This is a genomic window from Gordonia jinghuaiqii, from assembly GCF_014041935.1.
In the GTDB taxonomy this organism is placed as follows: Bacteria; Actinomycetota; Actinomycetes; order Mycobacteriales; family Mycobacteriaceae; genus Gordonia; species Gordonia jinghuaiqii.
The window spans coordinates 5153457-5175089 of record NZ_CP059491.1 but is presented as its reverse complement, the minus strand read 5'-3'; the positions used below and the strand labels follow the sequence as shown (position 1 = coordinate 5175089).

The window sequence follows — 21633 nt, the reverse complement described above, 5'->3', positions numbered from 1 at the left end:
GTGCATACACTTTCGACGTTTCCAGAGATTGTGCCGGAGCTTGCTGAGATGAGTGTGTCGATCACGCGCTTGGAACTCGGATCTTTCGAGTCACTCCCCCATCACACCCGTCGGTGTGTCTTCTGGGAAGTCGAAACCAGCGGAGAATCGAGTCATACGCGCAGATCCGCGTCGCAGACCTTCGCCGACCACGAACCGTACGAGAGTGAGTTCGACAAGGAAGCGTGGATCTCGGGGCTGCTACTTGAGTGGGGTGCGTGTGGTCAGGTCGCGATAGACTCCGCGACCCATTCGGTCATCGGGACAGCGTTTTACGCGCCCCCCAACCGTGTGCCGCGTTCACAGCACTTCCCCACCTCACCGGTCAGCCACGACGCGGTACTGCTCACGAGTATCCGAACGGAACCGGGACATGAGGAGGTCGCGAGCATCCTGCTCGACGCGGTACTCGGTGATCTGATCCGGCGCGGTGTTCGTGCCGTCGAGTCCTTCGGCATCGTGCGCAACGGCGTCGGCGCCACCCCCTCCGGCGTCGTCGGCACGGGAGGAGCACTGGCTGACGATCTGGAGTTCTGGACCGACGAGGCCATCGTCGAAGTCGCACGCGAGATACTCGACGATCCGCAGTCCGACCTGTGTACCTCGTGCATGATCGATGCGTCGTTCCTCAAGAACTCAGGATTCGACGTGGTGTCGTCTCATCAGCGCTTCCCGCGCTTCCGTCTCGAGCTCGACGAGGGCCTCGGATGGAAGTTCGAAGTGGAGAGCGCCCTGGAGAAGCTCGCCGTGATGGCCGAGATCGATCTGGCCGGACGACAGCGAACAGCGGTCCCGGTGGGACACGGTCAGCAGCGGATCAGCGGGGGCTGTTCTCCGCGGCCAACAGATCGGCGAAAGTGTAAGTGCCCGTAGGCCGATCGTCGCGATCGAGCAGGTACAACCGTTTCACGGCGACCACGATCGCATCGGCGATCACATTGCGCCAATCCGAATCGCCAAGGATCGCAGCGTCATTTGGGTTGGTGATGTAACCGACGTCGATGAGGGCCACCGGCATCCGGGTCAGGCGCAGGACATCCCAGGTCCGCTCATGGGTACGGCAGTCGGTCAGCGGTGTGCGAGCGGCGATCTCGCGCTGGATGAAACCGGCGAGGTTCCGACCGATGGGCGAGAACGAGTTGTGATTGTTCCCGAAGTAGAACGACGCAACACCATTGGCCTGCGGGTTGCGGTAGTGCCCACATCTCAGCGAGATCATCAGATCCGCATCCATGAGGTTGGCCACGCGAGCGCGCTCGTCATCGCCGGGGCGGCCACGACCGTCGTGTGACAGAAATGTCTGCATGCCGGCAGCGGCCATCCGACCCTCGAGGCGTGCACCGAGATCCCACAACAATTCCGACTCGCGCTCGGCGAGGTCTCCGGTGGACATGGGGTGGAGTCCACCGGAACCCGGATCGATGAGGATCCGCTTCCCCGAGAGCTGAGGACCGGAGCGTCGAACGTGCTCCTCCTGCCGGATGGCATAGGGCGAACCACCGGTGACGCGTGTGCCGAGCCGCTCGAGCGAGCGGAGCGTCGCCGGACCGCAGATGCCGTCGGAGGCGAGGCCGTACTCGCTCTGGTACAGGCAGACCGCATTGTGCGTAGTCAGCCCGAAGATGCCGTCGACCAGCGAGGTGTAGTAGCCGAGGTTGTGCAGGCGGTGCTGCAGGGTGGCCACGTCGTCACCGACCATCGGGGCCGACAGCTGATAGGACAGCACTCGCGCGCCGAGCCGGTACGACGCCTCACGGAGAACGCGGTAGGTCGCGGGTCCGACGATGCCGTCGACGATGAGCCCCCGCTCCTGTTGGAATGCGCGGACCGCACGGTCACAGGCCTCGTCGAAGACGGCTTCGGATGGATTCCAGCCGTTGCCGGAATTCTCGTGATCGGGCGTCGGAGCGTCGTCGGGGAGGAGACCGCGACCGGCCAGGATGGACCGGATCTCGGCAACAGCCGATCCGTGATCCCCAAGCCGGAACAATGGCATCTCGTCACCCCTCGTACGGATTACGGCAGGACCTCGCCTTGCCCGAGTACCCGGTGCGCACCATGTGGAAGCACCGGCAAATGATCAGCCTGCATTCTCTCAGCTGAGCTGCACTACACCAAACCCGTCGGTGGTCCAGACGCGTCAGACGGTCTCTGGCCGAGACCAGCGACGAGACCATCAACGCAGAGAAGTCCGCAGGTGGACGCGTATGCCGTTCACCCGCGGACTGTCCCGCGTTTCGGGGTGTAGATGCTGGTGATCAGGCCGACTGGCCGACCACCGAATCGAGCTCGCGCAGCAGCGCCGCCTTGCCCTTGGCACCGACGATCGTCTTGACCGGCTGACCCTTGTCGAACAGGATCATCGTCGGAATCGACATGATCTGGAAGTCACGGGCGGTCGCGGGGCTCTCGTCGACATCGAGTTTGGCGACGGTGAGCTTGTCACCGTGATCGCGGGCGATCTCCTCGAGGACCGGGGCGACCATGCGGCAGGGACCGCACCAGGTGGCCCAGAAGTCCACGAGGACCGGCTTGTCGGCGCCGAGTACGGCGTCCTTGAAGGTGGTGTCGTTGACGGCAACGGTATTGGCACCCATTGTTGTGTCCTCCTCAGATGGACCGGATGAAGTGGTGGGGTCGGGCGGAACTGCTCAGGCAGGTGCCTGAGCAGCCTCGATCTCGGAAACAGCAGAAGCTTCGGTGTCGCCGACGGTGAAGTCGGCGGCCTCGCCCTGCTCGGCGAGCCATCGCTCGGCGTCGATCGCGGCCGAACAGCCGCTACCGGCCGCGGTGATGGCCTGGCGGTAGGTGTGGTCGACCAGATCGCCGGCGGCGAAGACACCGGGCAGCGAGGTGTGGGTGGTGCGGCCCTGGACCCGAACGTAACCCTCGTCGTCGAGGTCGACCTGACCGCGAACCAGTTCGCTGCGCGGGTCGTGTCCGATGGCCACGAACATGCCGGTCACGTCGAGCGTGCTGACCTCACCTGTCCGCGTGTCCTCGATCTTCAGACCGGAGACGGATCCGTCGCCGAGCACCGACTGGACCGCGGCATTGGTCACGAAGCGGATCTTGTCGTTCGCGCGGGCGCGCTCGAGCATGATCTTCGACGCCCGGAACTCGTCCCGGCGGTGGACCAGCGAGACGCTGCGCGCGAACTTTGTGAGGAAGGTCGCCTCTTCCATGGCCGAGTCGCCACCGCCGACGACGGCGATGTCCTGGTCCTTGAAGAAGAAGCCGTCACACGTCGCGCAGGCGGAGACGCCGCGTCCGAGGAGCTGCTGCTCCCCCTCGACGCCGAGGTAGCGGGCGGCGGCGCCCATGGCGAGGATGACCGCGCGGGCGCGGAACACCTCACCACCGACCTCGACCTCCTTGATCGGGCCGGTCAGGCGGACGGTGTCCACGTCCTCCATGCGGAGGTCGGCGCCGAACCGAAGCGCCTGCTCGCGCATTTCGTCCATCAGAGCCGGGCCCTGGATACCGGTCTGGAAACCGGGGAAGTTCTCGACCTCGGTGGTCGTCATCAGGGCGCCACCGAACTGGGTGCCCTCGAAGACGATCGGAGACAGCTCGGCGCGCGCGGCGTAGATCGCCGCGGTGTACCCGGCAGGTCCGGATCCGATGATGATCACGTCATGGATCTGCTGGGTCTCTTGCTGGCTCATCCGTCCTCCGTGCTGTGGGTGTCGCGTGGTCCGCCGGGTGGTGCCGGCGGTGTCACGGGTGCTTCAACACAAGGGTAGGCGGAGATGTTCCCGGTGTGGTCGGTGGTGGTGACCGGTTTCTCCGGTCTCGGCGGGACCGGGGCGGCCGGCGCATGTCCGCTGCGGGTCAGCCGCCGATGATTGCTCGCGAGATCAGAGCCGGGTTGCCGATGTCACAGTCGAGTCCGACGATCAGGGCGTCGAAACGCCCGGCGACACCGGTCGACAGCAGGATCGCCGCGGCGGGTTCACCGTCGACCATGATCTGCCCGGATCCGACGATGACGACCTGTACCGGGATGAGGTGGGCGGCGGTGCAGCGCCGGAGAGCGGCGACCGATCCGAACGGCGCTCCATCGGTTCTGCCGAGTACCGACAGCGCGGCGACAGAACCGCCGGGAGCCAGGGTGGATCGGCTCGATGTGGGCAAGCTCGATGTGGGTTGGGCCTGCGGGGGCGCGGGCTGGTCTGCGGGCGAGCCGGTGAGGCGCAGCACCCCGAAGGAACCGACCGCGATCAGGACGACAGCCGCGGCGGCGAGCAGGATGCCGACCGCGGGTGTGCGACGGGTTCGACTGCGTCGCGCGGCGTGCAGGTCGGTCGGCGAAACCGGACCGCCCGGCGTGGAGTCATCAGGCGCGTGCTCGGGTGTGGCCGCGGTGTGGAACGGTGCGGTGTGGAACGGTGCGGTGGCGTGGGTACGGTCTCCGCCGAGCATGGCGAGGGTGGCGTCGACGTCGGCACGAACAGAATCGGGAGTCGGCACGATCTCCGGCCGCGCGCCGCGCAGGTCCTCGGCGGTCCGGTCCAGTGCGGACAGGATCTCCTGTGCCGCAGCATCATCGACGATCCGGGCCCGGATGTGTGCGGTCGTGCGTCCGGACAGCACCCCGGCGTGGAAGTCGGCGAGCATTTCCACCGAGTACGGCGGATCGGGTAGATCCCCGGACTCGTTGTCGTCTGGTCCCCGCGGGGTCATGGTGTCAGTCTTCCATTCCGGTGCTCAGGCGTCTTCTGCGGTGGGTCTCGTGTGGTGGGTGGGCCGAAGGCGGTTGCCGTGGTCAACCCGGCTGTCGGTGGTCGTCGGATACTTGGACGCGCCTCGGACCGATTCGGTTCCGCCCTTTCGGAGCGGCGCGTAACTGCTTGGTGCAGAGCGGTTTCACGTCATGGTCTTGCACTGTCCGACCCTCTCAGTGTTCCCGGAGATGGCCGAGGACCTGTGCCAGTTTCAGACGGCCACGCGCACACCGGCTCTTGATGGTGCCCTCGGCGACCCCCAGGATCGTCGCGGCCTCCGCCACGGAGTAACCCTCGATGTCGACGGCGACGATGGCGGCGCGCTGACCGGCCGGCAGCACGTGCAGGGCACGACCGATGGACACCGAGAGGTCGACGGCGGCAATGTCGTCGGCGGTGTCGGCGATGGGCAGTACGTCCCATTCGGGGAGGGGAACGGTCTTGCGGACCTTGTTGCGCCGAATCCGGTCGAGACAGGCGTTGACGACTATCCGGTGCAGCCAGCTCGTCAGCTTGGCGTCGGACCGGAAGTCCTGGGCTGTCCGATGAGCGGCGAACAACGCGTCCTGCAAGGCGTCCGCGGCGTCCTCGGGATTGTTGCTGGTACGCAGGGCGACCGACCACAGATAGTCGACGTGGCGGTTGATCAGGTCGGCGAACGCATGCGGGTCGCCGGCGAGATGGGCGCGCAGGAGTTGCTCGTCGGTACGCATGTCGGTTGCGTCATTCCCCCCGGGCATGCGCTGAGAGTAGTGGAGACCCGAGACCACCATCGGGTCTCGCGCCGAAGTGTGTACAGGCCCTTCGCCTCCCACGGAGTGTGCAGGGATCGGGCGCGGTGTGCTCAGGGTGTGCGCAAGGGCGACGAGCTGATTCTCCGGGGGCGGATCGGCGCCGCGGCGTTCGACGCCGCGGTATTCGATGACGTCGAGTGCCGCGGACACGTGCGCGTGGTGTTCCCGCTGCGCGAACGAATTCGACGCGGCGTCAGGTCAACAGCCGTTCGTATGCCGCGACAAAGAGTTCGACGCACACGTCGAGGATCTCCGGGAGGGTCTCGCGTTGCGTCGGCTGCTGGTGGGCGGGATCGACGTTTTCCTCGCCGGCGACGTACCAGTCGACGAGTAGCTGGGTCACGGCGCCGACCAGTCCGACGGAGGCCAGGCGCTGCCGGTGCGACGGCGGACGGGACCCACGCGCGAGTGTCAGGATCAGCTCCGCCCATCCGTGGATGGCGCGCATACGGACCTGTTCGATCTCCGGGGTCACCCCGACGACCTCCACGAGCATCACGCGCGCACGTCGGGGATCTTCGGAGAGCGACGACATGAAAGCACCCAGTGCTGCGCGGGCGGCGTCCGGAACATGCTCCGGCGCAATGCCTTCGGGATCGAACTCATGGGGATTGGGGCCGTCGGGGTCGGTGCTGCCGGTCTGTGATCGGGTGGCGTTCTCCGGGGTCTCCGCGGTCGCGTCCCCGGCACTTGTGGTGGCGAGCCGGTGGTCGAGGAACTGCGCGACCGCGCCGACCGTCGCCGAGCGTACGAAGGCGACACAATCGTCGTACACCGCGACGAGCAGATCCGCACGGTCGGAGAACGACTCGTAGAAGTAGCGCTGGGTCAGTCCGGCGCTCTCGCAGACGCTCTTCACCGATGCTTTGGCGTAGCCCTCGGTGCCGAAGACGTCGAGGCCGGCCGCGATCAGTGCAGCTCGACGACGGTCCCGCCTCTCGGTGGGATCGGCTCCCCCATAGCGACGTCCGGGCGCGGCACCGTCGTCGGATCCCGCGGCTTCGGCTGTTCCGGACACCCGTCGACTCCCCCTCATGATTCCCAAGGTCTTTACACGCAACTTCTGACACGATACCTTGTCAGAATCAAAGTGACATGTAGGCGTGTCAGATGATGCAGTAGGGAGTTGTGCGGTGTTGGAGTTCTTGCCGGAGCCCATGCGTGAGCCGACTGTGCTCGCGATCCCGTTCTTCGTCACGATGCTCGCCATCGAGTGGTTCGCCGCCGCGAAACTCGAGCACGATCACAGCAACGAGAACACGCCGGACAACGAGAACACGCGAGACGATGCGCCGCGGGCGACCGACCGGCAGTTCCCGGCCGGCGCGTACGAGTCGCGCGACGCGCGTTCCAGCGTGCTGATGGGGCTGGTCTCGATCGCTACCAGTGCCTTCTGGAAATCCCTCGGGTTGCTCGCCTACACAGCGCTTTTCGCCTACGTGGCTCCCTGGCAACTCCCCACCGACAAGTGGTACACGTGGGTGATCGCACTCGTCGGAGTGGACTTCCTCTTCTACTGGAGTCACCGGACCTCCCACCGTGTGCGCCTCGTCTGGGCCACGCATCAAGCCCATCACTCCAGCGAGTACTTCAACTTCGCCACCGCGCTGCGCCAGAAGTGGAACATCAGTGCCGCGGTGCTGATGTGGCTGCCGCTGCCCCTCCTCGGGGTGCCACCGGCCCTGGTGTTCTTCGCGTATTCGCTCAGCCTGATCTACCAGTTCTGGATCCACACCGAGCGCATCGGAACCATGTGGGCGCCCTTCGAGCTCGTGTTCAACACCCCCTCGCACCACCGAGTGCATCACGGCCGCGACCCGGAGTACCTCGACCGCAACTACGGTGGCGTGCTCATCATCTGGGACCGCCTGTTCGGCTCGTTCGCGCCCGAGGTACGACGCCCGCGTTACGGACTCACCAAACCGGTTGACACCTACAACATCTGGCGTCTGCAAACCCACGAGTATGCGGCCATCGCGCGTGATGTGCGGCCATCGCGCGTGATGTGCGGTCGACGACGAGCTGGCGGGCACGCCTGGGCTACATCTTCGGGCCACCCGGGTGGGCTCCCCGGGCCACGGCGCAGACCGCGGAGTCGCCCGAGCTCAGCCGGCCATCGTGACGCGCGAGATCTCGGCCTGATAACCGCCGGGCGCACTCGGGAGGCTCGTGATCCACACCATCACGTAGCGGCCGCGTTGCGGCACGGGGATCTCGATGGTCGTCGAACGCTCGACCCGTCCGGCGGCCACCGGAGTGGTCCGGGTGAACGCGGGCTTCGCGCCCGGCGAGGTGCGGATCTCCACATCGATGCCGGGAGTGGGGCTCTCGATCGTCACCGTCTTCACCGCCCGCTCGCTGCCGAGATCGAACATCAGGCCCAGCCCGGACTTGAGACCGCCGAAGTCGGGTTTGCCCCGATAGTTGTCCGTCTGCCACGGAGGGGCGGCTCCGGTGATCACGTTGCCGACATTGGCCGAGTTGTCCGGCGGCTGTGAGGAGAAGTCCACCACGCTCACCGCGGTCAGCGGGATCGGCTGCGGGGCGGCGTCGGCCGGCGGACTGTTCGGTGGGCCCGCGGTCGGGGTGGGGGCAGGCTCGCTGGTGGTGATGATCGAGTCGATGTCGCTGGATCCGTCGCTTCCGCCGAAGATGTTGGTGGCGCTCAGGATCAGTGCGATGACGATGAACAGCGCCAGCAGACCGGCACCGATCAGCAGCGCCACATTCCGACGCGGAGGCTTGTCCTCACCGCTGCCCAACCGAGGAGTGACCGTCACCGGTGGCGGCGCATCGGCGTCGGTGATCGCCGGGAGCATGTCGGTGTTGAGGTCGAGAACAGTCGCCTGATCCAGGACGTGCTGCACCGTGGCGGCCGTCCGGATACCTCGGGACCCGTCGAGTGCACGGGCGGCGACGGCGGAGATCTCGAACGGGATGTCGGGATCGGCGGCGCGCGGTTCGAGGGGTTGTCCGTCATCCCCCGGCACGGCCATCGGGATCCCGCCCACGGGTTCGGTGACGTCGGCGGTGGTCGCCAGGCGGGAACCGGTCTCGGGATCGAGCGCCCAGCGGTTGAGCAGCAAGGCGTACAGCACGGCACCGAGTCCCCGGACGTCGGAGGCCTTGTCGTCGCCGGCGAGGGTGCCGGGGAAGGCGAGGACGGCGTTGCCGTCGTGGCTGATCCGGATGCGATCGGGATGGTCGATGGACAGCGCACCGCCGGAGCGGTGGGCGATCTCGGCCGCGGCGGCCAGCGAACGTACTGCTCGTGCGGCACCGATCGGCGACGGATGTGACCGTGCGACGTCGGCGAGCGACGACCCCGGCACCCATTCGGCGACGACGATCCCGCCCGAGGATCCGCGCACGACGTCGAGGACGCGGGCCACGCCGTCGGAGTTGATCTGTCCGAGTCGGAGGGTGCGCGACAACACCGCCTGCGGTCCCTGGTCAGAGATCTTCGCGGTCTGACCGCGCTCCGGTGGCGGGGCGAGCTGCTCGGCGTCGACGAAGGTCAGTCCGACCTCGCGGTCGAGATTGATGTCCTGGGCACGCCAGAACTGCAGCCCGCGCGTGCCACCGTGCTGCTCGAGGAGCCGGTAGCGGCCCCCCGCGACCGCCGCGCCGGGGATCAGGCGCGGTCCGCGCCGCCTGGGTGCGGCGTCGGGTCCGGGCGCCCCGGCGGGCGTCCCGCCGGCAGCGGTTCCCCCGGCAGCGGTGTCGGCGGCACCCGGAGCGGCTCCCGTGGTGTTCGGGACGGCCTGTGATGTCGGTGGAGTCCGGGTGTCGCCGGCGTCGGATTCGACGGGCGGCCCGGTGGGAGCAGTGGTGTCGACCTCACTGTCACTCACGCGACGGGCTCCTCTCCTGCGGTATCTGATGTCTCGCGGCACCGGCGCGTGTTCGGGGATGGGACGCACGTCCCGACCGGCGCCGATCGCGCCACCGGTGTGCACGGAGTACGACTGCCAGGTCGCGGTTCCCCTGTCGAAGCGGCGGAGCACCTGTACCTGACCAGAGTACGGGAGCGATTCGTCCGCAGTGACCCGCGGAAACTGAACTGTGATCGCCGGGGACTGTTCACGTTCGGGCTGCGGGGGCGGCGCGAGCGCCGGGATGAACCGGCCCAGGAGACGCCGGACCGACATGCCGATCGCGACGACATCCGGCACGCGGGCCGCGGCCAGACCGGCGTAGGTCACCGCGAGCACCACCACGGCCGTCAGACCGAGGTACAGCACGGACCCGACCTTGCCGAGCCAGCCGATCATCTCGTCGAGGCCGGTCATCTTCGCGACGGCCCACACCGTCGCCGAGACCCCGAGCGAGACGGCGATGCTGACCAGCGTCGTGCGTGTGACGTTGCTGAGTCGGGCTCCGTGCAACCGGCGGCGCAGCAGGTGATGACCGACGATGGCGCCGACCAGGTAGCCGAGTCCGTTGGAGAGCGCGAGCCAGCGCACGACGAGTTCCGGGTCGTCGAACAGGACCGGACCCAGGTACGACGACGCGACCTTGACCACGGTGATCCCGAGCGCGATCAAGGTTGGTGTCCACGCGTCCTCACGGGCGTAGAAGACGCGGAGCTGGACCAGGGTCATCGAATACGGGATCAGGGTGAACGCGCCCCACGACAGCACCGAACCGAGCTGGGAGGCGGTGGCCGCGTCGAACTTGCCGAAATTGAACACGGCGATGGCGATGGCCGGGCCGAAGAAGGTCATGAACGACACGATGGGGACAAGGGCGACCATCGTGAGGCGGGTGGCCAGGGACAGGTCGTCGACCACCGCCTTGGTGTCGTCGGCGGCGGCGTTGCGCGACAGCCGCGGCATGATCGCGGTCAGGATCGTGACGCCGAGCACCCCGTAGGGCAGCTGCAGCAACTGCCAGTGGGTGAAGTAGATGCTGACGCCCGACGCGTCGGCCGATGAGGCGATCCGGTAGGTCGCGATGAGACCCACCTGAAGCAGTGCGACGTAGCCGACGATGGCCACGGCCATGTTGCCGAACTGGCGCAGCCGCGCGTCGATCCCCCACTGCAGACGCAGGCGGATCCCTGCCTTGCGCAGGAACGGCACCAGGATCATCGCCTGCAGGACCACGCCGAGCGTGCAGCCGATACCGAGGACCAGGAGCTGCGGGTCGCTCATCCGGACCGGGTTGAGCGTGATCTCGCCGGGGACCACCGCGTAGAGGACGAGCGTCGTGATCTGGACGACGTTGTTGAGCACCGGCGCCCACGCACCGGGCTTGAACAGTCCCCGCAGGTTCAGGATCGCGATGAACAGCGCCGAGAGTCCGTAGAACAGGATCTCCGGCAACAGCAGGTAGGCGAGCGCCGTCGCGAGGTCCCGGTCGACCTGCCCGTCACCGAGATTGAGATAGGTGAGCAGCGGGGCCGCGATGACGGCGATGACGGTCGCCGAGCCCAGCACCACGACGGTGATCGTGAAGATGCGGTTGATGAAACCCTCGCCGCCGTCGGGATCCTCGGCTTCGGCGCGGGCGAGCAGCGGGATGACGATCGCGGTGAGCACGGCACCGAGGACGACCTCGGCGATCATGTTCGGCAGCACGTCGGCGGCCTGGAACGCCGAGGCGATCGCCGGTCCGAGCATCGCGAGGATGAGCACGGTCCGGAGGAACCCGGTGATCCGGCTGAAGAGGGTGGCGATCGCGATGGAGCCGCTCGTGCGCAGGATGCTCGAGTCCGAGTCGCGGGCCAGGCCGGTCGAGGACGGCGCCTCGTCGGGGGCGCCCGCATCGGCGCGGCGCTTCTCGAGCACGCTCGACCCCGGGGACGTTGCGGGCGGTACGGGGCGTCCGCCGGGGGCGGGTCGTGGGCCCGGCCGGTGTGCGGGGGGCGGCGTCGGAGGCATGGGCCGGCCGGTCCCGGGCCCGGCCGGTGCACCGGCCGAGCCGGACGGGATCCGACGGGGCGCGGCGCGCTCGGGACGCTGGGGCGGCACCGCGCCGGGTTGCCCCGATCGCGGTGCGCGCGGCACATCGTTCCAGCTCACGTCGTTATTGCCGCCGTCCTCGGGTCGTCTGATATCGGTCATGAAGGTTCGTCGCCCACGTCGTCGACGGGTGGCCGGCCCTCGCTCTGCAGGGTACGACGCCGCTCCTGATAGCCGCTTCCGGCGAGCAATCGCTCCAGTTCGTCGGGCTCGGGACGGTCCGCGTCGGCGGGGTCGGGCTGGCCGCGGAATCGATGCCACAGACGGCGGGCGGTCAGCAGGATGAGTGCGGCCGCGGCGATGATCGTGATGTAGAAGAGCGGCTTGCCGTAGGCGTTGGTGTACACCGACAGGCTGATCGGCTGACCGAGCTGGACCCCGGTGGCCGTGGACAGCCGGATGTCGACGGTGATGGACTCGGAGGCCTCCCCCTGCGTGGGCAGCTGGATCTGCCGGGTCCCCCGAGCCGGGATCTCGACGATGCCCGGGTCGTCGATCTCGATGCCCTCCGGAGCCGATGTGGTGAGCCGGGCGCGCACGGGCAGGGCCAGGTCGTTGCCGACCACGAGGAGCAGCGGGCTGCGTTCGGAGGCGAGCGTGTAGCGCCCGCCGGGATCGCGGATCGTCACCGACTGCCCCATCCGGTGCAGGGTCGAGGCCACTGCCTCGATGCGTTCCTCCTGCGTCCGGCGGAGATGGGTGTACACCGCCGATCCGTAGGAGTCCGGTGATCTGATCGCGCGCAGCTGGTCCTCGCGCAGCGGCTCGACGTAGCGCTCGGGCGTGGCCGCGACGTCGGCGGACCGCACCAGCGCGCCTTGGAACTGCCAGCTGTCCTCGACGTTGCGTCGTATGGCGGTGGTGGCGCCCGCGGTGAGCACCGATCCGATGCGGCCGACCGGATCCACGCCCGGCGGGTTGGTCAGGCGTGCCTCTTCCCGCGCCGACGCGAGCTCGGCGACGAGGGTCGGCAGCGGTGCGGGGGTTGCCGCACCTGACTCGAGAAGGAGGCGGGCGGTCGCGAAGAGCGCATCGGAGTCGTCGGCGGTCGGCGACCAGTACGTCGGCGGCACCAGGAATGACGAGCGACCGACGACCGGGTCGCGGGAGGCGGTGCCGGATCCCCCGGGCGTGGGCTGGGGAGCGGCGATCGCCGGGTAGGCGAGTGCGCCGATGGCGGTCTGCCGGCGGCTGCCCGCCGACTCGTCGGAGAGGTCGACACGCTGGTCGGCGGGGGTCAGCGCCGGAGTCGACGGCGCTGTACCGATCGCGGCGAACGACGCCGAGATCGGTGCGGCGTAGGTCTGCGCGGCGAGGCCACCGATCCGGTAGCGGCCCGCATCGTCACGGCGGCCGGTGGGCGTGATCGAGTTCGACGCCACCGCCGTCGAGGCGAGACCGGCCTGCGCCAGCGCGGCCGCACCGTCGGCGTTGATCGCGCCCAGAGCGGGGATGGAGAGGCCGCGAACGCTGCGGACGCCGAGCACCAGGTCGACGACGTCGGCGGGGCTACGCAGTGCCGCCTCGGTGAGATCGCTGTTGCCGATGCGGGTGAGCGAACTCAGATCGGCCTGCGCGAACGGCAACGCGACCACGCACATCCGGCTCGCTGTCCAGCGCAGTGTCCGCAGCCAGCGGTCGGCCACCTCCGCGCCGCTGCCCGGGCGCGTCGCCGCCGTCGGGTCGGCCGGATTGGTGGTCACCTCATAGCCCAGCGCCATCGCACGCACCGTCACCACGAGATCCGGGTCGATCGCCAGGCACATGCTCTCGGCGAGCTTCCCCGAGCCGGGCATGGCGTCGGTCTCGGCGCCCGCGGGGGTCTCGGAGACCGGCGCATCTGACACCCCGGAGCCGGACTGCGCGGGGGGCGGTTCGCCGACGACACTCTGCAAGGCCTTCAGCAGTTCGTGAAGCCTGCCACCGGAATTGAGCGAGCGCGCCATGTCCTCGCTGATGAGGCGGACCGGCTCGGTGTTTCCGCCCAGGACGCCGGGCGCCAGCTGTGGCGGAGCCGCGAGCGGCCACAACATGGTCATCCGGGCCGGACTGGACAAGTTCGCCGAGACCGAGCCGTCGGGGCCGAGACCGGGGACGGGGTCGGTGTCGGAGTATCCGGTGGTCGGGTCGACGTAGTCGAGGGCGCGCGCATCGTCGGGGGGCAGGGACAGCACCGGCAGGAGCATCCGTGAACCCGCGACCTGAGCGGCGTCGCCGTACTCCGGCGTGCCGTTGACGTTGACCTGCATCGGATACACACCGGTCTCGGAGATCGCGAGACCCTGCCCGTCGGGACCGGTGGTCGCCGACAACGACATCGACATCCGGAAGCCGACGCTCTCGCCGGGCGCCAGGGAATCGGTCAGCGCCTCGAACGGACCGGCGACCGCGACGGCCGGGTCGTCGTCGGCGAGGTCGGTGCGCAACCCCGCCGCGGTGGCGACCGGGTCACCTCGCTCCAACCGGATCGTGAGGGCGTTGATGGAACGGTCCCCCACGTTGTCGACACGCCCGCTCACGGTCACCACCGGCCGGCTCGTCGTGGTGACGATGTTCGGGGTCATCGAGTCGATGACTATCCGCGCGAACCGGCTCGTGTTCTGGGCGTCGTCGCCGGATCGTGGGCTCGCCGACCCGGCGCTGCTCGTCTCCGGGACCGCCGCGGCCCGCGGCATCGCACCCGGCATGGCCAGCAGCCCGACGACCGCCAGCACCGCGGCCAGTGCCGTGGCGATGTGCAGCCGAGAACCACGCACACGACGGGAGGTACGAGAGGACAGAACGGGCTCAGCAGACGTCGGGCGGGGCTCAGCCATCGCCGCTTGCGGACCGACGGGGACGGCGTCGGCGCCGACGAGGACGAGCCGCGGGTGGCGGCTCGTTGCGGCGCTGGTTGCGCGCGGCGGCGGCTTTCTCATAAGCGTTGGGTTCGGTACGAATGCTCTCGGCCTCGGACTGGGCCAGCCGGGTGGGGTCGGCGGCGAGATCGGCGATCACGCCGCGGGCCATCCGGGCGAGTCGTCGCTCGTCAGAATACGTGAGCCGACGTGGCAACTCATGCAACGGCACCCACGCCACCTCGCTGACCTCGTAGTCCTCGTCGGACAGTTCTCCGCCGGTGCAGCGCAGCAGGTAGTGGTGCACGGTCTTGTGGATGCGTCGGCCCTCGCTGACGAACCAGTAGTCGATCTTGCCCAGCGGAGCCACCACGGTGCCCTGGATGCCGGTCTCTTCCTCGACCTCGCGGATCGCGGTCTGCTCGGCGGTCTCACCGGTCTCGATGTGGCCCTTGGGCAGCGACCACATCGTCCGGCCGCGCCGGTCGACCCGACCGATGAGTGCTGCGGACAGCTCGTCGATGGGCAGACCGAGGTCGGAGATGACGAGGCCGCCGGCCGAGGTCTCCCGGACGGTCCGCAGCTTCTCGGTGGTCGCCCGGTCGGCACCCGCGCGATCGGGGTTGACCCGCTCGGCGCGGGGCGATCGCCGACGGTTCTTGCCCGGCTTGCTGCCGGGCTGGCTCAGACCCTTCTTGGTCAGCTTCGCCGAGACAGCGACCATGTCCGATGGTTTCGGCGGCGTGACCTGCGGCCGCGCGCGATCGGGATCGACGGGCAGTTTCTCCACCGACTCCGACTCGACCGGGTCCGCACGTGCCGGATCGGCCGCGCGGGCGCGGGCGAGGTCGTTGGGCGTCGGGTGATGTGTCGTCGGCGCCGGCTCGGCGGCGGGATTGGGCCCGTTCTGCCGGTGGCCGTGCTTGGTGGTGTGACCCGGCTGCTTGTGACCGGAACCGGGCTGTGAGTGGCCCGGCTGCTTGTGCGAGGCGGGGCTGTGGGCGGGTGCGGCGGTGCGGGCCTCACCCTTGCGCCGTCCGCGGCGCCGGCGGCCACGACGAGCACGACGACCCTGGGCGGGCGGGTTCTGGTTGCCCTGTCCGCCGTCCTCACCACGCGGACCCGACGAGACGCCGCTCACGTCTGAAGGGTTGGTTGAGGAATCGGTGGACACTCCACGATGCTAGCCGCTGGTCACCTGCAGTTTGTCCCGACGCCTCGTAGTGCGCAAAGGCTGTGGACTCCGGTGTCGGACGGGTGGCGGATGTGCACACCGGCTCCCACCACCGCTCCCGCCGAAGTCCGCGGCGTCGTCGGTGCGGGTCACGACGGTAGGGTGGCAAGCCGTGAGTGACTCATCGTCGTCGGAATTGGCCGGGTCGGGGTTGGCCGGGTCGGGAACGGCGCCGTCCGGTGGGCAGCCGACGCTGTCCGATCCGGATCGACGCACCCGCCTCCTCGCCGGGGCCGCGATCGCGCTGCGCGAGCTCGACGATGTCCTCGCTCCCCTGGGGGAGCTGTTCACCGCGGCGGGGCACGAGTTGTACCTGGTCGGCGGATCGGTCCGCGATGCGGTTCTCGGCCGGCTGGGCAACGACCTGGATTTCACCACCGATGCGCGACCGGAAGAGGTGTCGCGTCTGCTCAGAGGTTGGGCCGACGCCTTCTGGGACGTCGGGATCGACTTCGGCACGGTCGGCGTCCGCAAGGGCGAACACCATATCGAGATCACCACCTACCGCGCCGACTCCTATGACCAGGTGAGCCGCAATCCCGAGGTCACCTTCGGCGAGACGCTCGACGACGACCTCGTCCGGCGTGACTTCACCATCAACGCGATGGCCGTACGCATCGGCGCCAAGGGTGCCGAGGACTTCTGCGACCCCCTCGACGGCATGACCGCCCTGCTCGCAGGTGTCATCGACACCCCGGCCACACCCGAGCAGTCCTTCGGCGACGACCCGCTCCGGATGTTGCGGGCCGTCCGGTTCATGTCCCAGCTCGGCTTCGGACTCGCACCCCGTGTGTGGCAGGCCATCACCGAGATGAACGGTGAGATCGATCGCATCACCGCCGAACGCGTCCGCACCGAACTCGACAAACTGATCTGTGGGGAGTTCCCGATCGACGCGATCGACGCGATGGTCGAGACCGGGCTGGCAGAGCGGGTCCTGCCCGAGGTGCCGGGCATGAAACTCACCATCGACGAACATCACCAGCACAAGGACGTCTACCAGCATTCGCTGACGGTCCTCAAACAGGCCATCGACCTCGAGGACGGTGATCCGGACCTGGTCTTGCGTTGGGCGGCGCTGCTCCACGACATCGGGAAGCCCGAGACGCGCAGGCACGAGCCGGGTGGCGGCGTCAGTTTCCATCACCACGAGGTGGTGGGGGCGAAGATGGTGCGCAAACGGATGCGGGCGCTGAAGTACCCCAAGGCCGTGGTGTCCGACGTCGCCGACCTGGTGTTCCTGCACCTGCGCTTCCATGGCTACGGCGACGGCGCATGGACCGATTCCGCGGTTCGCCGCTACGTCACCGACGCCGGTCCCCTGCTCGACCGGCTCAACAAGCTGGTCCGGGCCGACTGCACGACCCGTAACAAACGACGCGCACGGCGACTGCAGCAGAACTACGACGATCTCGAACAGCGCATCGCCGATCTGCAGGCCGCGGAGAACCTCCAGAAGGTCCGACCCGACCTCGACGGCAACGCGATCATGGAGATGCTCGGCGTGCCGCCCGGCCCGATCGTCGGACAGGCGTGGCGGTATCTCAAGGAACTCCGTCTCGACCGCGGCCCACTCACGCCCGACGAGGCCGAAGCGGCTCTGCGGGAATGGTGGGCCGGGCGCAACAAGACCGGGGACGACGAGACCGGCGGCAACCGGACCGGGAAAACCGCGGAGTAGCGTCGCGCGAGCAGACGCTCAGGCCGGCACGGGCGCGAACACCTCGATCGCGCGGGGCACCGCCTCGAAGACCGCGGGCAGCGCACCGACGAGGTCGCCGTCGACGGAGACCAGGGCGGGCGGGTCGCAGTAGAGCTCGATCTCCTCGCCACGCATCGACGTCACCAGCGGATGGCCGATGTGCTTGCCCGAGAACACCTTCGGGAACACACGTGCGATGGTCCAGCGCGGGAGGCGAGGCGGATTGGCCGCCATGGAGATGTCGAGCAGGCCGTCGCTCACCGATGCCTCCGGCGTGATCTGCATCCCGCCGCCGTACGACGTGGTGTTGCCGATCGCGGCGAAGATCAGATCCGATTCGACGCATTCGTCGTCGACGCGCACCTGATAGTGCCGGGAACGCAGTCCGATGAGCTCGAGGAACGCGGCGATCGTGTATCGCGCCTGCCCCCTGGGCCACTTGATGTCCATCGCTCGCGCGGTGACCGCGGCGTCGAAGCCGGTGGCGGCGACGGTGCTGAACAGTGCGGTCTGGCCGTCGGGAAAGCTCACGCGCCCGAGGTCGATGGGTCGCCGGTGTCCGGCGAGGATCACCTCGATGGCCTCGGCGGTGCCGAGCGGGATACCGAGGTTGCGCGCGAAGTCGTTGCCACTGCCCGCCGGGATCACCGCCAGGGGCTTACCCGAGCCGATGCTGGCCTCGACGGTGAGACGCACGGTGCCGTCGCCCCCGACCACGACGAGGACGTCGGTGTCTCCCCTTGCGGCCTTGCCGGTGAGGTCTGCGGCGTCGGCGATGTCCTCGCCGACGATGACCTCCACCTCCACGTCGTGTGCGCGCAGAAGATCTGCGGCCTGATGTGCGACGCGCAGACCTGTCCCGTGGCGTGCATACGGACTGGCCACGAGTGTGGCGTGTTGGATATTCATCTGGTCGGCCCCCCGCCGATTAAGTGATCCGTTACAGTGTTACACATCATGTCAATCCGTAACGAGGAGATCGGGGATCTCGTTCTGGATGCAGCGCGGAGCTGCCTGCTGCGCAGCGGCGGCCGCAAGGTGACTGTGTCCGAGGTCGCCCGGCAAGCAGGTGTGAGCCGACCGACGGTGTACCGACGCTGGCCCGACATCACCGAGATCATCCGCGGTCTGCTCACCCGCGAGGTGCTGGGCATCGTCGAGGAGGCCGTCGGCAGGTCCGGCGATCCCGCGGATCTCGACTCGCTCGCCGGCCAGGTGGTCTCGGTGGTCGGTGCGCTCCGCGACAGCGACCTGATCGCATCGTTGTGGCGCGAACAGCGAGATCTCATGTCGCCGTACGTCTTCGAACGTCTCGGCACGAGCCAGCAGGGCGTCCTCGCACTCCTTGCAGACATGCTCGCGCAGGGTCAGGAACGCGGTCAGGTCCGGTCCGGCGACGCCAAGCGGATGGCCGCGATGGTGTTGCTGATCGCGCAGTCCTTCCTGCAGTCGGGCGCTCTGGTGTCCGACATCCTCGCCGAGGGCTGGAGTACCGAACTGCACGGTGTGCTCGTGGGCTATCTCCGTCCGGTCGGTAGGTGACACCGTGACGCTTCCGGCGCCGCTCGGCGCGACGGTGCCGGGCTGATGGCGACGCTGTCTCCGTCGACGCGTCGCCGGTCTCTCGAATATCTGGCATCCCGGGCAGAGCCCGTCGACCTGCTCGTCGTCGGAGGTGGAATCACCGGGGTCGGCGTCGCGCTGGACGCGGCGACCCGCGGTCTGAGCGTTGCGCTCGTCGAGAAAGGTGACCTCGCCGCCGGTACGTCGCGGTGGAGCAGCAAGCTCGTCCACGGCGGACTCCGGTACCTCGCGAAAGGTGACATCCGGATCGCGCGCGAGAGCGCGGTCGAGCGGCATCATCTGATGACCGCGGTAGCCCCCCACCTGATCGCCCCCCTTCGGCAGATTCTTCCCGACCGCGGAGGCCGGCAGGCGCCGGTCATCCGTTTCGGTCTGCGTGCAGGCGACATGCTCCGCCGCAACGCAGGTACCCCCGCTTCATTGTTACCACCGCCGTCGGGGCTGTCGCTCATCGAGACGCTCGCGAGGTGCCCGACGCTCTCGCCGACGGCCCTGCGCGGCGGGATCTCGACCACCGACGGCCAGCTGATCGACGACGCGCGTCTCGTCGTGGCCGTCGCGCGGACCGCGGCGGGCTATGGGGCGTCGATCTGCACCCACACCCGCGCGGACCGCGTGGACGGGCGCGGCGCCACGCTCACCGACACATGCACCGGTGAGAGCTTCGACATCGGTGCCCGGATGGTCGTGAACGCCACCGGCGTCTGGTCCGGCGAGGTAGACCAGGCGATAGCCGTAACACCCAGTCGCGGAACCCATCTCGTCCTCGATGCAGCGACGATGGGCAATCCGACTGCAGCCCTGACCATCCCGCTGGGCGGTTCGGTGTCGCGATTCGTGTTCACGATGCCGGCGCAGCTGGGACGCGTCTATGTCGGCATCACCGACGTCGCCGCCCCCGGGCCCATCCCCGATGTGCCGACGCCCGACTCCTCCGAGATCGACTTCTTGCTCGACGCGCTCAACCCGGCCCTCGTGCGTCCGATCGACCGGACCGACATCATCGGTACGTTCTCGGGGCTGCGGCCGCTCGTCGACCGCCGTGCCGGGGCGGGTGACGGCGGCCCGGGCACGTCGACCGGGCTCGCCGACGTCTCGCGCCGGCACCACATCCGGGTCCGCGGTGACGGCCTGGTCAGCGTGCTGGGCGGCAAGCTGACCACCTACCGGCGGATGGCGCAGGATGCGGTCGACGCCGCACTGGCCACCGCCGGACTCGCCGCCGGGGACTGCGTCACCACCACGACGCCGCTGGTCGGGGCCCTGCGTGATCCGCGTGAACAAGGTCTGCCGACCTCACTGGTGCAACGCTTCGGCGGCGAGGCCCCGACCGTCGTCGACACCTCTACCGTCGACCGGCCGCTGGACCTCATCACCCCCGGCATCGACGTCACCCGCGCCGAGATCGAGTTCGCGGTCACCCACGAGGGGGCGCTCGACGTCGAGGACGTGCTGCATCGGCGCACGCGGATCGGGCTGGTCGACCGGGACGCCGAGGCGGCCCGTCCGGAGGTCGAGAAGATCCTCGGGTACGTACTGGGCTGAGCGCTCGACCGCCCGGTCGTCGCCAGGGGTGAGTCAGTAACCCATCGTGCGCAGGGCGTCCGCCACGCGGTCGAGTTCGTCGCGCTGTACGTCGAGGTGCGGACTCAGGCGCAGGACCGGCTGTTCCGACGCCAGGGGCGCCCGCCACGTGTCGGCCGCGGTCACCAGGATGCCGAGGGAGAGCAGCTTCTCGCGGGCGGCCGCGACGTCGCCGAACTGCCATCCGGGTGGCGGTGCCAGCGTGACGATGGCCGATGGCTCGTCGATCGGCTCGAGCACCTCCCAGCTGGCGATCCCGTGTAGCCGTTCGCGGGTGACCCTGCCGATCTTCGCGAGTTCCCGGAATACACGCTGCTGGCCGATCTCGAGGAGTTCGCGGACCGCTCCCCCGAGTCCGATGCGTCCGGCGACGAAGGCCTCGGAACCGTCGATCTGCACCGGCCGCAACGAGTCCCGTCGAATCGCGATGAATCCGACACCGCGCGGACCGGTCAGCCACTTGCGGCTGGTGCCGTAGACCACGTCGGCGCCGGTGACGGTGGGCACGTGACCCACCGACTGGGCCATGTCGACCACGACCGGCACGCCGGCGCGGTGTGCGAGTTCGACGACCCGCGTGACCGGCTGCACCGCACCGGACATCGAGCCGATGTGGCAGATGTGGATGAAGTCGGGTTGCTCGAACTGGAGCATGTTCTCGAGGGCGTCGGTGTCGACATGGCCGTAGACGTCGCCGTCGGGCATCGTCCGCACGGCGTAGCCGCGGCGCTCGAACTCCTCGAGGTTCGGCCCGAACTCGTTCCTGGCGACCCAGACCGTCGACGTGACCGGCAGACTCCAGTTGGTGAGAAGTGCGCGCAGGGCCGCGCGGGCACTCTCGCGGAAGATGACCTCGTCGTTCGTGTGACCGATGAGAGCTGCGAGATTCCTTGTGTCGCGGGCAATTTCTTCAGCGCGGTCCTCGGCGGCCAGGTAGGAGCCGCGTTCGGTCTCGCGCCACAGGTGGGCGGTCATCGCGCCGATCACGGCATACGATGAGCGTCCTGCGGAGGCGGAGTCGAGATGCGTCAGGGATGGATTCAGCCGCGCCGCATGCCACTGTTCGCCGAGAGCGCTGACGTACATAGGGCCTCAACCTACCGGGTCCGGTGTGGGCGTGGTCACGCGACAGGGGTCTTCGGTCCGTCGAGGTGGGCGCGGACGCG

15 protein-coding genes and 1 pseudogene are annotated in these 21633 nt (G+C 68.6%); 5 read left to right on the top strand and 11 right to left on the bottom strand.

The window, feature by feature from the left end; genetic code table 11:
* Positions 1-48 precede the first annotated feature (48 nt).
* Complete coding sequence (locus H1R19_RS23045) at positions 49-912, top strand: hypothetical protein (RefSeq protein WP_188330596.1); 864 nt, start codon at positions 49-51, stop codon at positions 910-912.
* Here the strand turns inward: H1R19_RS23045 and H1R19_RS23040 are convergent.
* The 6 genes from H1R19_RS23040 to H1R19_RS23015 form a co-directional block, all read right to left on the bottom strand.
* The gene (locus H1R19_RS23040; protein ID WP_188330595.1) at positions 857-2035 is read right to left on the bottom strand and encodes an N-acetylmuramoyl-L-alanine amidase; all 1179 of its coding nucleotides are present in this window, start codon (positions 2033-2035) and stop codon (positions 857-859) included. The genes H1R19_RS23045 and H1R19_RS23040 overlap by 56 nt on opposite strands.
* Before the next feature lie 262 nt (positions 2036-2297).
* A complete protein-coding gene (trxA, locus tag H1R19_RS23035) occupies positions 2298-2636 on the bottom strand; it encodes a thioredoxin (protein ID WP_188330594.1) in 339 nt (112 codons plus the stop codon).
* A gap of 54 nt (positions 2637-2690) precedes the next feature.
* A complete protein-coding gene (gene trxB, locus H1R19_RS23030; protein WP_188330593.1) occupies positions 2691-3707 on the bottom strand; it encodes a thioredoxin-disulfide reductase in 1017 nt (338 codons plus the stop codon).
* Between the two features lie 166 nt (positions 3708-3873).
* Complete coding sequence (locus H1R19_RS23025; protein WP_188330592.1) at positions 3874-4725, bottom strand: hypothetical protein; 852 nt, start codon at positions 4723-4725, stop codon at positions 3874-3876.
* Positions 4726-4939: 214 nt separating this feature from the next.
* Positions 4940-5506 carry an RNA polymerase sigma factor SigM gene (gene sigM, locus H1R19_RS23020; RefSeq protein ID WP_188330591.1) on the bottom strand — a complete coding sequence of 189 codons (567 nt, stop codon included), beginning with the start codon at positions 5504-5506 and terminating at the stop codon, positions 4940-4942.
* A gap of 247 nt (positions 5507-5753) precedes the next feature.
* Positions 5754-6578, bottom strand: a complete 825-nt coding sequence (locus H1R19_RS23015; protein ID WP_244970812.1) for a TetR/AcrR family transcriptional regulator — start codon at positions 6576-6578, stop codon at positions 5754-5756.
* Positions 6579-6693: 115 nt separating this feature from the next.
* Between H1R19_RS23015 and H1R19_RS23010 the strand changes: the two are divergent.
* Positions 6694-7682, top strand: a pseudogene (locus tag H1R19_RS23010) (sterol desaturase family protein).
* Here H1R19_RS23010 and murJ read toward each other — a convergent pair.
* The 3 genes from murJ to H1R19_RS22995 form a co-directional block, all read right to left on the bottom strand.
* Positions 7666-11445 (bottom strand): murein biosynthesis integral membrane protein MurJ, encoded by a 3780-nt coding sequence (gene murJ, locus H1R19_RS23005; protein ID WP_219851864.1) that lies wholly within the window; start codon positions 11443-11445, stop codon positions 7666-7668. The pseudogene H1R19_RS23010 and the gene murJ sit on opposite strands and share 17 nt — an antisense overlap.
* Before the next feature lie 179 nt (positions 11446-11624).
* Positions 11625-14267 carry a DUF6049 family protein gene (locus H1R19_RS23000; protein ID WP_219851866.1) on the bottom strand — a complete coding sequence of 881 codons (2643 nt, stop codon included), beginning with the start codon at positions 14265-14267 and terminating at the stop codon, positions 11625-11627.
* 67 nt (positions 14268-14334) lie between these two features.
* Positions 14335-15537 (bottom strand): NUDIX hydrolase, encoded by a 1203-nt coding sequence (locus tag H1R19_RS22995; protein ID WP_188330588.1) that lies wholly within the window; start codon positions 15535-15537, stop codon positions 14335-14337.
* Positions 15538-15790: 253 nt separating this feature from the next.
* Here H1R19_RS22995 and H1R19_RS22990 point away from each other — a divergent pair, with 253 nt between their 5' ends.
* A complete protein-coding gene (locus tag H1R19_RS22990) occupies positions 15791-17278 on the top strand; it encodes a CCA tRNA nucleotidyltransferase (RefSeq protein WP_244971024.1) in 1488 nt (495 codons plus the stop codon).
* 18 nt (positions 17279-17296) lie between these two features.
* Here H1R19_RS22990 and H1R19_RS22985 read toward each other — a convergent pair whose 3' ends face one another.
* Entirely contained in the window at positions 17297-18208 is a 912-nt protein-coding gene (locus H1R19_RS22985) for a diacylglycerol/lipid kinase family protein (protein WP_219850267.1), read from the bottom strand.
* Between the two features lie 48 nt (positions 18209-18256).
* Between H1R19_RS22985 and H1R19_RS22980 the strand changes: the two genes are divergently transcribed.
* Together H1R19_RS22980 and H1R19_RS22975 are read left to right on the top strand one after the other, a co-directional pair.
* Entirely contained in the window at positions 18257-18841 is a 585-nt protein-coding gene (locus H1R19_RS22980; RefSeq protein ID WP_188330586.1) for a TetR/AcrR family transcriptional regulator, read from the top strand.
* Positions 18842-18886: 45 nt separating this feature from the next.
* Positions 18887-20428, top strand: a complete 1542-nt coding sequence (locus H1R19_RS22975; protein WP_219850266.1) for a glycerol-3-phosphate dehydrogenase/oxidase — start codon at positions 18887-18889, stop codon at positions 20426-20428.
* A gap of 33 nt (positions 20429-20461) precedes the next feature.
* Here the strand turns inward: H1R19_RS22975 and H1R19_RS22970 are convergent, their stop codons facing one another.
* On the bottom strand, positions 20462-21553 hold the full coding sequence (locus H1R19_RS22970) for an aminotransferase class V-fold PLP-dependent enzyme (protein ID WP_188330584.1): 1092 nt from the start codon (positions 21551-21553) through the stop codon (positions 20462-20464).
* Positions 21554-21633: the final 80 nt, after the last annotated feature.

Coding starts and splice junctions, on each gene's coding strand:
- H1R19_RS23045 (WP_188330596.1), top strand. CDS start 49: ATGAGTGTGTCGATCACGCGCTTGGAACTCGGATCTTTCGAGTCACTC.
- H1R19_RS23040 (WP_188330595.1), bottom strand. CDS start 2,035: ATGCCATTGTTCCGGCTTGGGGATCACGGATCGGCTGTTGCCGAGATC.
- trxA (WP_188330594.1), bottom strand. CDS start 2,636: ATGGGTGCCAATACCGTTGCCGTCAACGACACCACCTTCAAGGACGCC.
- trxB (WP_188330593.1), bottom strand. CDS start 3,707: ATGAGCCAGCAAGAGACCCAGCAGATCCATGACGTGATCATCATCGGA.
- H1R19_RS23025 (WP_188330592.1), bottom strand. CDS start 4,725: ATGACCCCGCGGGGACCAGACGACAACGAGTCCGGGGATCTACCCGAT.
- sigM (WP_188330591.1), bottom strand. CDS start 5,506: ATGCCCGGGGGGAATGACGCAACCGACATGCGTACCGACGAGCAACTC.
- murJ (WP_219851864.1), bottom strand. CDS start 11,445: ATGCCTCCGACGCCGCCCCCCGCACACCGGCCGGGCCCACGACCCGCC.
- H1R19_RS22985 (WP_219850267.1), bottom strand. CDS start 18,208: ATGAATATCCAACACGCCACACTCGTGGCCAGTCCGTATGCACGCCAC.
- H1R19_RS22980 (WP_188330586.1), top strand. CDS start 18,257: ATGTCAATCCGTAACGAGGAGATCGGGGATCTCGTTCTGGATGCAGCG.
- H1R19_RS22975 (WP_219850266.1), top strand. CDS start 18,887: ATGGCGACGCTGTCTCCGTCGACGCGTCGCCGGTCTCTCGAATATCTG.
- H1R19_RS22970 (WP_188330584.1), bottom strand. CDS start 21,553: ATGTACGTCAGCGCTCTCGGCGAACAGTGGCATGCGGCGCGGCTGAAT.